This is a genomic window from Shewanella psychromarinicola (assembly GCF_003855155.1).
In the GTDB taxonomy this organism is placed as follows: Bacteria; Pseudomonadota; Gammaproteobacteria; order Enterobacterales; family Shewanellaceae; genus Shewanella; species Shewanella psychromarinicola.
This window is the reverse complement of sequence record NZ_CP034073.1, coordinates 422300-435778: the sequence shown is the minus strand read 5'-3', so window position 1 is coordinate 435778 and position 13479 is coordinate 422300. Positions and strand designations below refer to the sequence as shown.

Here is a 13479-nt window from a genome sequence, read left to right as displayed (position 1 = left end):
ATTATAAAAAAGCGACTCGCAAAATAGCCTGTAACAACCGCTATTTACACGTAAAACCAGTTACAGGTTATTTGATTTTACTGGCAAAATTTTCAGGTTCATTTTTAGCGTGCTTAACCGCGCGTTTTTCTTTTAATGACAATGCCGGTTTTTTCTTCGCTTCTTTTGAATTATTACGTTCTTTGCTCATTGGTATGACTCCTAGTACGCATCATGCGTGACTAATAAATAGTAATTTCTGTGCCAGTATCGAATGTGCCTATTAATCAGTCACCAGATACTCACTTAGCCTTTTAACAATTTACTGAACCAAACTTAACATTGATATTGCAAATAATTGTGTGAAAGAACTTACCTCTATAATCGAAATTAATCACCTAGTAAGTTGATATTAGCACCTAGCCAGTTAAAAATAGCTATATATCCTATAGATTATTTTGTGCTAAAAATGCCATCTTTAATTATGATTGTTTTGCAGGACAAAATCGGGAATTTCAAGTACACCCTCACCCCAGCGTTCAAATAAGGCCGCATATAAAAATTCAACGAAAACGCGGTATTTACGCGGCAGATAAACACGCTGTGGGAAGCTGAGTGTGACCTTGGTTTGCATCATCGGGAAATCTTCTAATATCGGGATCAGTTGTTGACTATCGATGGCTTCTTGCGCAATAAAAACCGGCACTGCAGTGATCCCTAAGCCTTCAATTGCCGCTTCGCGGGCAAAGGTGACATTATTAACCTTTAGCTGTGCTGGAGGATCGAGTTCGACCCATTGGTTACCATCAAAAATCCGCCAACTACCATCAATGTGGGCAGACTGTAATTTAATCGCGGTGTGGTTCATTAAATCTTGCGGTTGTTGTGGTGTGCCATGACGCTTGAGATAATTTGGGCTTGCCATTAAGAGTCTACTGGCGGTGACGAGTGCGTAACTTTGCAGCTTAGGGTCGTGCTGTTCGGTAATTTGAAAGAGAAAATCGACGCCTTCTTCTATCACATCCACTTTCCGATTAGTGAGTTCTGCATCAATGGTGATACTAGGATAAGTCGCCAGAAACTGCGCAAGAATACGACCTAGATATAATTGACCGAGCTCGATAGGGCAAATCACTTTTAAGTTGCCTTTAATCTCTTGCTGGCTGGCGCTGAGGAGATCTTCGGCATTTTGTAAATCTTGCAGAATTTTACTGATGCGATGGTAATAACTCGAACCTGCTTCAGTCAGTTTTAATGATCTTGTGGTGCGAAACAGTAGTTGCACCCCGGCATCAACTTCAAGTTCAGCAACCTTGCGACTCACAGTGGCTTTGGTTATTCCCAGGGCTTTGGCTGCACCGGTAAAACTGCCTTGTTCTACTACTTGGGAGAAAATTTGAACGCGATTGAGGTCCATATTGTTACACCTGTGAAACAGTGGGTTGAATTTTTACTATCTAATAAACTAAAGGAAACAGTAGTAAACTAGAGCAGAATAAATTAGGAGTCAAACATGTCTATCAATAAGCGGTTAGTGTTAGTGCCAAGTATTATCGCTGTGTTAGTTGTCGCAGGTGTTTATTGGTGGTTACAAGTTCGATTTATCGAGTCAACGGATAATGCCTATGTTGAGGCGGATATTTCTAATATTAGTGTCAAAGTGCCAGGTTATATTGTCCAGTCTGCGGTGGTTGACAATCAACATGTCAGCAAAGGTGAGCTACTGGCTCAACTTGAAGACAGCCAATTTGTGGCCAAGCTAGCCCAAGGTAAGGCGGTGTTAGCCAGCTGGCAAGCTAACCTACAAACCTTAGCGGCGAAAGTTGACTTGCAGCAAGCGTTAATTAATCAAGCTAAGGCTGCTGTAGTGGCCTCACAATCTGAGCAATTAATTGCCCAGCAACAATTACAACGTTCACAGAAATTAAAAGTCAGTAATTACAGTTCACAAAATGATGTTGACCAACTGCAGGCGGGTTTCGACTCTGCATCGGCGCATGTTGATGAAGCGCAAGCTGCGTTAGTCGCTAAACAACGTGAGTTATCGGTGTTGAATGCTCAGTTATTGCAAGTGCAAGCGGATGTAGAACAGGCTATGGCCAGTGTCGAGTTAGCTAATATTCAACTGGTCGATACGCGCGTTACTGCGCCATTTTCAGGGATTATAGGTAAGCGCGGTGCAATGGTCGGTCAGTATGTTCAGCCTGGTCAAGCATTGTTTAGCTTAGTGCCAGATACCCAAGTATGGATAACGGCTAACTTTAAAGAAACTCAAATTGAGCACATGCAAGCAGGACAAACCGTTAAGGTAAGTTTAGATGCCTATCCTGATGATGAGTTCAGCGGATTCATCGACAGTTTGGCACCCGCATCGGGTTCTAAATTTAGCTTGTTACCCACTGAAAATGCTACCGGTAATTTTACTAAGATTGTCCAGCGTATTTCGGTGCGCATTCGTCTTGAGCATGATCAACCGTCATTCGCTATAGGGCGTATTCTACCTGGTTTGAGTGCGGTGGTTGAAGTCGATACAGAGTCTGCAGCACAATCACATGCACTTGCTAAGGCGCTGGTTGGCCAAGCTATATCTGCGACTGCAGGGCATTGATATGTGCCAATCAGCTTTTGAGGTCAATACTTCTGAAGTCAGTCCTGTGAGTACAGTGGATAACAAACCGATAGGTTATCAGCGTGGTAGTTTGCGATCTTGGGTGGCCGTTGCTGGTGGATTAATTGGCGCATTTATGGCGATTTTGGATATTCAAATCACCAATGCGTCGATGAAAGAAATTCAAGGCAGTTTAGGGGCCACTTTAGAGGAAGGTAGCTGGATTGCTACCGCTTATTTAGTGGCGGAGATGATCGCCATTCCGCTGTCGGGTTGGCTGAGCACTGGGTTATCGACTCGTCGCTATTTACTGTGGACTACCGCTGCGTTTATTGTCGCTTCTATATTATGTTCCTTCTCTTGGAACCTCGAAGCTATGATTGCTTTTCGCGCTTTACAGGGCTTTTTTGGCGGGGCATTAATTCCGTTAGCATTTCGACTCATTCTTGAGTATTTACCCGATAATAAGCGTGCTATAGGCATGGCGCTATTTGGGGTGACAGCCACATTTGCGCCCTCCATCGGGCCGACGTTGGGTGGTTGGTTAACTGAACAATTTAGCTGGCATTATTTATTCTATATCAATGTCCCGCCAGGTTTATTAGTGATGGCGATGTTAGCTTATGGTTTAGAGCGAAAACCGATTATTTGGGATAAGTTAAAAAACGCAGATTATGCTGGCATTGTGACCATGGCATTGGGTATGGGCTGCCTAGAAGTTGTTTTAGAAGAAGGCAATCGTAAAGACTGGTTTGGATCTGATCTTATTCGTAATCTCGCTATTATTGCAGCGGTTAATATCAGTTTATTTATTTGGATCCAGCTGCGTAAAGCGCAACCATTAGTTAATATTCGTCTTCTTGCTCAGCGAGACTTTGCCTTATCGACTGTGGCGTACTTTTTACTGGGTATGGCGCTATTTGGGGCGATTTACATGATCCCCCTGTATCTATCACAAATTCATGATTACACCCCGTTAGAAATAGGTGAAGTGATTATGTGGATGGGCTTCCCACAGCTGTTGGTGCTGCCATTAGTGCCAAAATTAATGCAAAAATTTGATCCGCGTTATTTAGCGGCGTTTGGGTTTGCTTTATTTGCGACCAGTTATTATATGAATAGCCATATGACTATTGATTATGCTGGCGATCAGATGATTGCCTCGCAAATAGTGCGAGCTATAGGCCAACCGTTTATTTTGGTACCTATTAGTATTTTGGCGACAATGCATCTTCAAGCACATGAAAATGCCTCGGCATCGACGGTGCTCAATGTGATGCGTAACTTAGGCGGGGCGTTTGGTATTGCGTTGGTAGCAACCTTAACCGATAACCTCGCAAGGGTTCATTTAGCGCATATTAAAGAGACGTTACCTGCCGTCAGCGCGCAAGCCTATAACTATATAGCCCATACCAGTTCGATACTGCAAACGGCGGGGTCTGATGTGGTGAGCGCTAATTCACAGGCTTATGCTTTGCTTGCTAAAAACATGTCACAACAAGCGTATATTCAAGCCTATAATGATGTGTTTTTTATTATGGCATGTTTTCTTTTTATCGCCGTATTAGCCGTACTATTTATCCGTAAACCACCAGAAAAAAGCCAGTCAGATGAGCCCAGCGAGGTGCATTAATCATGCTAATATGGCGTGCGAGTATGACGAGAGTAGAGCAGAGATAAATAAGGTTTGTGATGACATTAGAATGGTTAGACCTTGGTTTTTCTGAATTGACGCTTGAACAGCTTTACGGCTTATTACAATTACGAGTCGATGTGTTTGTGGTGGAACAAAATTGCCCTTATCCTGAGTTAGACGGTAAAGATAAACATCCGCAAACAAGGCACTTACTGGGGCAAGATGAACTCGGCAATATAGTGGCTTATAGCCGCGTGTTAGCGCCTAGCATCAGTTATCCTCAGGCCAGTATCGGCCGTGTTGCTGTCGCTAAATCGGCACGAGGCCATGGCGCCGCTAATCAATTAATGCAAGCTGCTATTGCCATTGCAAAACAACATTGGCCCAATGACAATATCCAGATTGGGGCGCAAGATTATTTACGTCATTTTTATCAACAACATGGTTTTGTTGTGAATTCAGATGTGTACCTTGAAGACGGCATTGAGCATCTTGATATGTTATTAATTTATTAATGTAAGGAAAAATAATGTCAGATTACGCAATTAACACCAGGGCCAGATCGTGAACGTTATTTGAGCGATTTTAGAAGGATATTGACCTGATCACGTGCTTGTGATCTTATACTCCTTTTTCAGGAGTCAGATTATGTATATCGAATCATTCAAGCAGCATTTTAGTGCCATTGACGACCACCGCCAAAGTGCAAAAGTCACCTATCCCCTGTTCGATATACTGTTCGGTTCGCTGTGCGCTGTTATTGCGAGTTCCAATGGCTGGTTCGAGATCCGAGAATACATTCTTGGTCACCATTCTTGGTTCAAAAAACAAAAAATGTTCATCGATGGGATCCCTGCTGACGATACCATTGCTAGGATAGTTTCTATGATTGATCCTGATAGCTTTAATGCATGTTTTCTCGCATGGATGAAATCAGTTCACCAGCTGACTAATGGAGAAGTCATTGCGATTGATGGAAAGACGCTACGTGGGTCATATAATCGTGATGATCGAAGCAGCACTATCCACATGATAAGCGCTTATGCCTCAGCGAATAAGCTGGTACTGGGTCAATTAAAAGCAGAGCAAAAAAGTAATGAAATCACAGCCATTCCAACCTTATTGAAAATGCTAGACCTGCGCGGAGCACTAGTGACAATCGATGCTATGGGCTGTCAAACGGCTATTGCTACAACGATTGTCGACAAAGGTGGCGATTACCTATTGGCGGTAAAAAACAATCAAGGCAACTTAGCTAAAGCGGTAAATAAAGCGTTTAGTTCGCACCGTTCAGCTGGCTTAAGTGATGACCATGTCAATATAGAAACTGGTCATGGTCGTATTGAAAACCGAACCTGCTATGTGCTGAGTTCAGCTGCACTTGACGGTGATTTTACACATTGGGAAGCACTAAAATCCATCGTTATGGTTGAAAGCTTTAGGGCTGTTAAAGGTAAGGCGGCGAGCCTTGAGTATCGTTACTATATTAGTTCGAAAGTGTTATCAGCAGAGCAAGCTTTAAGTGCGACTCGCGAACATTGGGGGATCGAGTCAATGCACTGGGTTCTGGATGTCAGCATGAATGAAGATTCATGCCAGATCTACAAAAATAACGGCGCTGAAAATCTCGCTTACTTAAGGCACATGTCTCTAAACATGCTGCAAAAAGAACCGACAAAGTTGAGCATTGTTGGTAAACGAAAGCGTTGTTTAATGAATCCTGAATTTCTAGAGAAAGTATTAATCGCTGGATTATGCGTGCCGACTAAATAATGAACACTCATGCGGTCGCCCTGCAATTAACACCCAGCAAATTGTTTGTGTGGCCCAATTTGTGGCTAAAGCGGGCAAACGTGACGCCTTAGTGGCGGCATTGGCGAGTTTAGTGCCTGATACTCGACGTGAGGTAGGCTGTATTCGTTATGAACTGAATGTCAGTATTGATGACGACAATAAAGTCGCCTTTGTTGAAAAGTTTGTTGATCGTGCAGCATTTGATCAACATTGCGCCAAAGAGGCTATTCAACATTATTTTCACCATGTAATGCCAGAACTGGTTGAGTCACATCATGTTGAAGTGTTTAATCAAGTGATCGCTTAACCGGACTCTTTTACTGCGCAGTTTATTATCCCCGTTTAACATCGACAATCAGTTGAGATTGCCAAAACGGTATTGCAAACACCAATATTGCATACACAAAAATGCCAGTCTTCACAGACTGGCATTTTTTAACTCATTTAGGTGTTAAGCCGAAGCTAGTACCAGAATGATTAGAAGTCGTAACGTACGCCAACAGTAAAGATGTTGTCATCTTCTAAATCAATTTTTGCTAAGGCAACTTTATGATCGCCTTCATACATTGCATAGTGACCATAAAGCAAAGTTGACTTAGATACACGATAATCTGCACCCACAGTTATTTGGGTTACATTAATGTCAGTGCCAGTAACCGATCCAGCATTAGAAACGCTGTTTTTGAAGTATTTACCATAACCTGCATCGTCTTGACCGTATTCAGCTTTTAGATTTACGCCGTTTAGGTTGTAAGAGACATTAACTAAGAATGAATCACCTTCTTGGTCATTTGTTTGGCTTTCTGTATTTTGAAATAAACCACCAACTTTAAAGTCGCCTAATTTAACTTGGGCCACACCACGGTAAGAATCAGTTCCGTTAATCGTGTTATACCCAGCAGCTAAGTAGAAATGGTGTGCTTTGAATTTCTTATCACCAACAGTAGCACTCAATGCATACTGGTCATCATAAGAATCTTTACCGGCGTCATCGGTGTAGTTGTCTTCCATTAAATAGGTTGCATTTAATGTGACTAAACCACCGACCATTGGAGAATAATACCAAATAGCATCGGCGACACGATCTTGATCGTCAATCATGCGATCAATATCGGCATTTGTGTTACCAAATGCATCGAAACCACCTTCAATCTGTTTGAATACGGTGTCGTTACGGCCGACTAACACTGTACCAGCATTAGTTTTAAGACCTAAATAGGTATTACGCGCTTTAAATACAACATTATCACCACTCTTGTCTTTAGTTTGAGTAGTGTTTTCAACTTGGAATTCCATTTTGTATAACAATTCAATATCGTTATTGATGCGCTCACTACCTTTAACACCTAAGTTAGAAAAGTTGCTTTCTAATACAGTGCCTTCTTTAGTGTTTTGAGTTGTCGCGCCTTGATCAGAGTTGCTCACAGCCAAATCTAAACGACCATAGAAACTTGGGCCTTCAGCAAGTGTAGCGAAAGAAACTAATGTAAGTACAGATGCTACCGATGCAGAGATTAAAGTCTTTTTCATCATTCATGCTCCCTAGAACGTTATGTTCTATATCCATTTTTCATGGTTTTAGTTAGTGAAGTTTGTTGCAGATTATACTCTGTAACAATCTGGGGCACATTTTTTCAGATTTACTCCTTTCAAAGTGTGGCCTGGATCAAAAAACTGGCACCAGATGAAAATAGGTATGTAAATCTGTGACCACCACGGGCATTGGTATATGTAAGTCACTGAATTGTTTTAATCTAGATCTTTAAGAGATTTTCTATTGGGTTATAAACAGGCTGTCGCTCAACCGCAAAGGTTGCGAGAGTGTAATTTTTTGGCGTATTAATTTACATATTATGAATATTTAATCATAAATTTTACATATTGATTTTAATCGGATCATTAATTGAACGGGTTTAAAACTTTTTTTGATAAATGATTTTTACTTGGAGATTTTAGTTAATCATTTTTTATCATCAATATCGATTATTCAAAAATGTGACTATTTGGTGTTCTTCATGGAGCCCAAACTGACAATAACAAGATTAATATTGAGCTAATCGTGACAAGCATTTAGCTTTGAGGATAAATCGTATAAAATTGGCCGCGAAAAATAGTTGTTAATTAGGGCGTAACTCATGTTGTCAGAATCTTATACTCATCGTTTTGCGGGTGTCGGCCGTTTATATGGCCAAGCAGCACTGACGACTTTTTCGAAAGCTCATGTAGTCGTTGTGGGTATCGGTGGTGTCGGAACCTGGGTCGCAGAAGCGTTAGCAAGAAGTGGTATAGGACAGATCACCCTCATTGATTTAGATGATATTTGTGTCACTAATACCAACCGTCAAATACACGCATTAACCTCGACTATTGGCCAGTCAAAGGTTGAGGTTATGGCAAAGCGCATTCGTGAAATTAACCCAGAGTGTGTGGTTAATGAAGTAGAAGACTTTATTAGTTTAGAAAATCTCGCTGAGTATTTTAAGCCCGCCTCACAAGAGGGCAATATTGATTATGTGGTTGACTGTATTGATGCCGTCAAACCCAAAGCAGGTTTAATTGCTTGGTGTAAGCGCAATAAAATACCTTTAGTGACCATCGGTGGGGCGGGTGGACAAACGGATCCGACGCTCATACAAGTGACCGATCTCGCTAAGACAGTACAAGACCCTTTATTGGCCAAAGTGCGTAATTTGTTACGCCGAGATTATAATTTTACTAAAAACCTCCAACGTCGTTTTGCTGTTGATGCGGTATTTTCGAGCCAACATTTAGTCTATCCCCAAGCTGATGGTACGGTTTGCAATACTAAGGCAAATGCCGAAGGCAGTATGCGAATGGACTGCGCTTCTGGTTTTGGCGCCATAACCATGGTAACGGGAACGTTTGCCTTTGTTGCTGTTAGTCGTGTGCTGACTAAATTAGCCGCTAAGTCCGCTTAATATGCTTATTAAACCTTTAAGGCTTCTATTTCAGTTTCTACCAATATCAGTAGGTCGCTAACCACCAACATTAGTCCGCCAAGCGGCAGTGAAGATGTGTTCAAAAATATCTTTGGCGATATCATTGGCAATGACGGCGCTATTACGTTTAAATTTTCAGATGAATACTATCGGGTTCAGTCACCACATTAATGTGAGTTTTCGCGTGCGCAGCATGTTTAACAGCACGAGAATACACATTGATATAAGGTTACTGATCGCTTGGGTGAGCAAACGGGTATAACGGTAACCCCTGATCAACATTTATGGTTACTTCGACATATAGTGGTAGAAATATCACTATCGTTTAGGCCAAATTAGGGCGTCAGTAATGGCAGATATTGAATGACGAAGAGTAGAATAACGAAGAGTAGAATGACGAAGAGTAGAATAACGAAGAGTAGAATAACGAAGAGTAGAATAACGAAGAGTAGAATAACGAAGAGTAAAAAGAGTGTTTGCGTGCTTTATTCTCCAAATGATCGTAAATGACATTGAGATCGGCTTGTTCGATGAGCGTTGCAACAGGAATATTTTCATTATTGGTATAAATTGAGGGCAATGGCCTCTCGATGATGGCCGTTTTCTTATATTCATCAAAGTGCCATTCTTGATTACTATCATCACGGATAGACATGTAGGTTATGTGTGCTTATTGGCTTAATCTATGGCGTTGGGTGTTGATAAAAACGTTCATCAATGACATATATACCGACTGCTAGCAGGTCTATATGTACTACTTCTATATCCAAAACTCCCGGTCCATTCCGCCTAGGTCACTTTACTCATCACTCCCGAGCTAATAAGCCGTTGTCACCATAGTCATAAAACAACTCAATATACGATAGAAAGCGTTAATTTTCGAGTCATAGAGCTTTGTCTTCATTATCGTATAACGATCAGTCTATTTTCTTCAATATGAAAAATCATGGAGATGATTTACCTGCCAAAATACTGATTTTACAGTGAATTTCGATGGTGTTAATTTCAATGGGATACTTTTACTCAAAGCGTAGTCGGATAGGCCAAATCTAGTGTGGAAAACATACATAAATACCAGGCTACCTACTAATTTATGGCATATATTTTGCTTTAACTCTATAAGTTCAAAAATATGACACTGCGGGTGATCACTGATGAAAATGAAAACAGGAACAATTAAGATGTTGAACAGTAAACGTTTGTTCGTAAGTGTAATGTCTTGGATTATCGTAACCTGCACCAGCTTACTGTTTGCGCCTAAATATTTATTGGCGAGTTTATCGTTAGACAAACTCGTTAGCGAATATGGTCAGTTTATTGGCTTAGGCTTAATTATTGGTGTGGCCTATTTTTTAAGCCAAATTTTTGCCTTTGTTGTCGATGAGTCCATCGTATATTTACGTCAAAAACGTACAGTAGAGACTATTGAAGTAAAAGTAAAACTACTTGATCCTGCAGAAAGAGCCTTGCTACGTGAATTTTTTTTACAAGGGCAGACTATTTTAACCTTGCCGCAAAATGAGTTGGCGGTTAAAAATTTAGTTAACACTAGCATACTCGAAATGCTAGGCAATGAACGTCACTATGCTATACAAGGCCCAACGGCGGAATACAAAATTTCTATGCAAGCACGTAATTATTTAAATCGTGATGTATTACGTTTACCTGCTGGTGAGCCGAGTGCAGATGAAATGAATTATCTGATCAAAACGCGACCACATTTTATTAATGGCTTGGTTCAATCGCGCAAGCATGCAGCCTAATATCGTGGTTAGTTGTGGTTAGTTGTGGTTAGTTGCGGTTAGAAGTCGGTCTGAGTGGATAAAAAAATGGGGGCCTATAAAGCCCCCAATCTGGCATAAAAACACTTCATGTGTTTTGTCGCCAATTTATCATTCGCAAGGAAGTATCCATAATGATTATGAATAATAAGCAGTAAAAAACTTAGCCTAGTAAGCTACTCACTTAGTCGGTGCAGACTTCACAACAAACATCCACATTAGATAAGACATTATTCCGAAGGTACAGAAGATCACCATCATAGAAAGAAATCCTATAGCGTTACCAAACATTAAATCTAACCAAAATGCCATGATATTTATCCTCGGAATGTGAAATCATGATCATCATAAAGTCAAAATTACACCGCAATACTGATCTTGATCAATTTTTAGTCGTCGTGATGTTATTTTTTTGTAAAATTGCTTCTTAACTCACAAAACACCTCTGTTTCATCTCAGTTAGGACTATGAATGACTTTTGAGCAGTTGAGTGTTTTTTATAGAAAAGAATAGGTAAAGGGCTTGCGATTATTAAATGCAAAGGTATAATCGCCAACACTTAATTGTGACAAACTTTGTTGATACGTGGTTTGAGTTGCACAGTAACTCAGTAGCAGCCTAAAGACATGGCTATACTCAGATAAATATAATCGCATTGAGTATCGATATTTGAGTAAGTATAATACTTGAGTGTTGGTCATAAAGAGTCAATTCACTAAAATTGTTTTGCAAAGATATTTGGACTAATCAGATTACTTTGCAAAGCTAAAATAGCTTAAAATCTTTGCCTGAGTGATGAAATTGGTATACATGGGGGATTCAAAATCCCCTGCTTCGCGGCGTGTCGGTTCGAGTCCGACCTCAGGTACCATTATTTAAAAAGCCCCGTTCTTAATTGAACGGGGCTTTTTAATGCTCTTAATTTATTGATTTTATGACTAATATCCTTGTAAACACTATTTTCTTCTACCATTGACGCTAACAGATGATGGGGTTACGTTAAGCTATAAATACCAAGGTAAACGGCCAAGTGTTGCGCGTAATAGTCTCAGTAGTTTGTTTAGTTATGATGTAAATGGTAATCGCTTTAAGTAAATTAAAAAACAAGATGATACGGTGGCTCTACATTACTATGTCGGTCGTTTTGAGCCTGAAGTGACGCTTGGTAGGATCGTTGAAAAAACCTATATTGGTAACTAGACTATTAACATGCAAGCCTATGTGGGCTGCTTGGGAAATCAATTACTGTTTTAGCATGAGTTACGTAACCACTTGGCCAGTGTCGATACCTTAATAGATGCCATAATGGGGGGCGGTATTGCAGCCTCGTGACTATAATGTATTTGGCCAACCTGCGTAAATCGTTCCTGGTAATGCGTTTCTATCAAGTACAAGCTGGCGGCAGGGTGTGACCAAGGGGTATACCAAGCATCAGTATTTGAATGAGCAAGAGTCGATCCACATCAATGGCCCAATATACCATGTTAACGTCAGTCGTTTTTTACATGTTGCTCCCTTTGTGCCGCACCCAAAGCACCGTCAGAGTACGAACCCATATGGGTGTATCTTGAAAACTCCTTTGAGCCGACCCTACAGAGTATGCGTCTTTATGCCGTAGGGATGATGCCCGCGGTTGTATTGCTGATAAAGTTAACAATGTCGCGAGTGACTGATTATAAGACGCGACATTAATGGTAAATCATCACAGGTGAATTCTGTTCTTTGTAATCCAATTTACATACTAAATATAAATGACCTAGAAATGATTTGTTGTATTTATGCGCTAAACTAAGGTCATATAAACAAAGTTTAATATAATTATGGATATTTTATATTTTAAATAAACCCTTTTTTATCAGTATCTTATATGTTTTTAGGTATTGTGTGATCTGATGTGCGTTGTTTTCCCTCTCATACAGTCTTGCGATCGTACATGCGGGGCTTTAGTTTGTCCTATGTGCGTCACTTTTTGACGCTGATAAGAAGGAGTTTCCATGCCAGCACAATTTAATGTTCAAATTGGTTCTTTTCGTAAAATCAATAAGATCCCTAATGCCTGGTCAAATGAAGAATACCTTCAATTGATGGCTATTATGGGCTTAAATGATGATTTAGAAGGAATGGAGGCTACTGAACTTAGAGAAATGTGCATGATGTCTCTAAATGATTTAGAGCCAAATGAAGCCGCTAAAATCGTCTTGACTCATTTATTCAGTGAATTGCCTGAAGGTAAAATTGATCAGTTAAGTAATGACATGATGGGTGACAGAATGTGGGAGGAATATTCTGACTGCTTGCTTCATGAAGGTTTTTTTAGTGCTTATTCATTATTGAGAGAAGCATTTAATGGTGTATTTGCCGAGCCTTCTGGTGTTGAGTTTATGGTTAATGTTACTGCAACAGATGCCGAAGATTTGAATATTTTTGATGAGTCATTGCATGCTGCTATGGTCCGCCTTCTGGCATCCGGATTATCTCCCGATGCGTTATTACATCGATTATATGAAGATCAAATCACGGGTACCCATTTCCCAGAAGCTCCTGGGATATTGTGGCAATTAGAATCAGTATCAAGTGAAGACTTATCCCGTCAGTTTAAGATGATCAGCTCAGATTTTTGGTTCGGTAAATTTGCGAATGTAGAGCAGTTTGAAGCCTCAGCTCATGCTGATGAATCGGATGAAAATGAATAACTAACCTTATAAAGTCTATTGCTTTAGC

13 protein-coding genes and 1 tRNA gene are annotated in these 13479 nt (G+C 40.5%); 9 read left to right on the top strand and 5 right to left on the bottom strand.

The window, feature by feature from the left end; translation table 11 throughout:
• Positions 1–67: 67 nt before the first annotated feature.
• Complete coding sequence (locus tag EGC80_RS22810) at positions 68–190, bottom strand: hypothetical protein (RefSeq protein ID WP_267898631.1); 123 nt, start codon at positions 188–190, stop codon at positions 68–70.
• 267 nt (positions 191–457) lie between these two features.
• On the bottom strand, positions 458–1396 hold the full coding sequence (locus EGC80_RS01785) for a LysR family transcriptional regulator (RefSeq protein WP_124014246.1): 939 nt from the start codon (positions 1394–1396) through the stop codon (positions 458–460).
• A 96-nt stretch (positions 1397–1492) separates the two neighbouring features.
• Here EGC80_RS01785 and EGC80_RS01780 point away from each other — a divergent pair, with 96 nt between their 5' ends.
• The 5 genes from EGC80_RS01780 (at position 1493) to EGC80_RS01760 (ending at position 6324) form a co-directional block, all read left to right on the top strand.
• Complete coding sequence (locus EGC80_RS01780) at positions 1493–2587, top strand: HlyD family secretion protein (RefSeq protein WP_124014247.1); 1095 nt, start codon at positions 1493–1495, stop codon at positions 2585–2587.
• A gap of 1 nt (position 2588) precedes the next feature.
• Positions 2589–4220: a DHA2 family efflux MFS transporter permease subunit gene (locus EGC80_RS01775; protein ID WP_124014248.1), complete on the top strand. Its 1632-nt coding sequence runs from the start codon at positions 2589–2591 to the stop codon at positions 4218–4220.
• Positions 4221–4279: 59 nt separating this feature from the next.
• Positions 4280–4738, top strand: coding sequence for a GNAT family N-acetyltransferase (locus EGC80_RS01770; protein WP_124014249.1), 459 nt, complete (start codon positions 4280–4282; stop codon positions 4736–4738).
• A gap of 133 nt (positions 4739–4871) precedes the next feature.
• Entirely contained in the window at positions 4872–5996 is a 1125-nt protein-coding gene (locus tag EGC80_RS01765; RefSeq protein ID WP_124011585.1) for an ISAs1 family transposase, read from the top strand.
• 25 nt (positions 5997–6021) lie between these two features.
• A complete protein-coding gene (locus EGC80_RS01760; protein WP_124014264.1) occupies positions 6022–6324 on the top strand; it encodes a putative quinol monooxygenase in 303 nt (100 codons plus the stop codon).
• 170 nt (positions 6325–6494) lie between these two features.
• On the opposite strand, the gene EGC80_RS01755 is transcribed toward EGC80_RS01760, so the two are convergent.
• Positions 6495–7547 (bottom strand): porin, encoded by a 1053-nt coding sequence (locus EGC80_RS01755; protein ID WP_124014269.1) that lies wholly within the window; start codon positions 7545–7547, stop codon positions 6495–6497.
• 605 nt (positions 7548–8152) lie between these two features.
• Between EGC80_RS01755 and tcdA the strand changes: the two genes are divergently transcribed.
• A complete protein-coding gene (gene tcdA / locus EGC80_RS01750) occupies positions 8153–8956 on the top strand; it encodes a tRNA cyclic N6-threonylcarbamoyladenosine(37) synthase TcdA (RefSeq protein ID WP_198554758.1) in 804 nt (267 codons plus the stop codon).
• Between the two features lie 364 nt (positions 8957–9320).
• Here tcdA and EGC80_RS01745 read toward each other — a convergent pair whose 3' ends face one another.
• Entirely contained in the window at positions 9321–9632 is a 312-nt protein-coding gene (locus tag EGC80_RS01745; protein WP_124014265.1) for a hypothetical protein, read from the bottom strand.
• Between the two features lie 499 nt (positions 9633–10131).
• On the opposite strand from EGC80_RS01745, the gene EGC80_RS01740 reads away from it, so the two are divergent.
• Entirely contained in the window at positions 10132–10740 is a 609-nt protein-coding gene (locus tag EGC80_RS01740; protein WP_407695561.1) for a superinfection exclusion B family protein, read from the top strand.
• A 198-nt stretch (positions 10741–10938) separates the two neighbouring features.
• Here the strand turns inward: EGC80_RS01740 and EGC80_RS01735 are convergent, their stop codons facing one another.
• Positions 10939–11070 carry a DUF3149 domain-containing protein gene (locus EGC80_RS01735; protein WP_124014266.1) on the bottom strand — a complete coding sequence of 44 codons (132 nt, stop codon included), beginning with the start codon at positions 11068–11070 and terminating at the stop codon, positions 10939–10941.
• Positions 11071–11544: 474 nt separating this feature from the next.
• Between EGC80_RS01735 and EGC80_RS01730 the strand changes: the two genes are divergently transcribed.
• Positions 11545–11629: transfer RNA gene (locus EGC80_RS01730), tRNA-Leu, on the top strand.
• 1123 nt (positions 11630–12752) lie between these two features.
• Positions 12753–13451: a hypothetical protein gene (locus EGC80_RS01725; protein WP_101032930.1), complete on the top strand. Its 699-nt coding sequence runs from the start codon at positions 12753–12755 to the stop codon at positions 13449–13451.
• The last annotated feature ends 28 nt before the right edge of the window (positions 13452–13479 follow it).

What these genes read in the sequence shown, in the direction of transcription:
- EGC80_RS22810 (WP_267898631.1), bottom strand. Translation starts at nt 190, where the DNA reads ATGAGCAAAGAACGTAATAATTCAAAAGAAGCGAAGAAAAAACCGGCA.
- EGC80_RS01785 (WP_124014246.1), bottom strand. Translation starts at nt 1,396, where the DNA reads ATGGACCTCAATCGCGTTCAAATTTTCTCCCAAGTAGTAGAACAAGGC.
- EGC80_RS01780 (WP_124014247.1), top strand. Translation starts at nt 1,493, where the DNA reads ATGTCTATCAATAAGCGGTTAGTGTTAGTGCCAAGTATTATCGCTGTG.
- EGC80_RS01775 (WP_124014248.1), top strand. Translation starts at nt 2,589, where the DNA reads ATGTGCCAATCAGCTTTTGAGGTCAATACTTCTGAAGTCAGTCCTGTG.
- EGC80_RS01770 (WP_124014249.1), top strand. Translation starts at nt 4,280, where the DNA reads ATGACATTAGAATGGTTAGACCTTGGTTTTTCTGAATTGACGCTTGAA.
- EGC80_RS01765 (WP_124011585.1), top strand. Translation starts at nt 4,872, where the DNA reads ATGTATATCGAATCATTCAAGCAGCATTTTAGTGCCATTGACGACCAC.
- EGC80_RS01755 (WP_124014269.1), bottom strand. Translation starts at nt 7,547, where the DNA reads ATGAAAAAGACTTTAATCTCTGCATCGGTAGCATCTGTACTTACATTA.
- tcdA (WP_198554758.1), top strand. Translation starts at nt 8,153, where the DNA reads ATGTTGTCAGAATCTTATACTCATCGTTTTGCGGGTGTCGGCCGTTTA.
- EGC80_RS01745 (WP_124014265.1), bottom strand. Translation starts at nt 9,632, where the DNA reads ATGTCTATCCGTGATGATAGTAATCAAGAATGGCACTTTGATGAATAT.
- EGC80_RS01740 (WP_407695561.1), top strand. Translation starts at nt 10,132, where the DNA reads ATGAAAATGAAAACAGGAACAATTAAGATGTTGAACAGTAAACGTTTG.
- EGC80_RS01735 (WP_124014266.1), bottom strand. Translation starts at nt 11,070, where the DNA reads ATGGCATTTTGGTTAGATTTAATGTTTGGTAACGCTATAGGATTTCTT.
- EGC80_RS01725 (WP_101032930.1), top strand. Translation starts at nt 12,753, where the DNA reads ATGCCAGCACAATTTAATGTTCAAATTGGTTCTTTTCGTAAAATCAAT.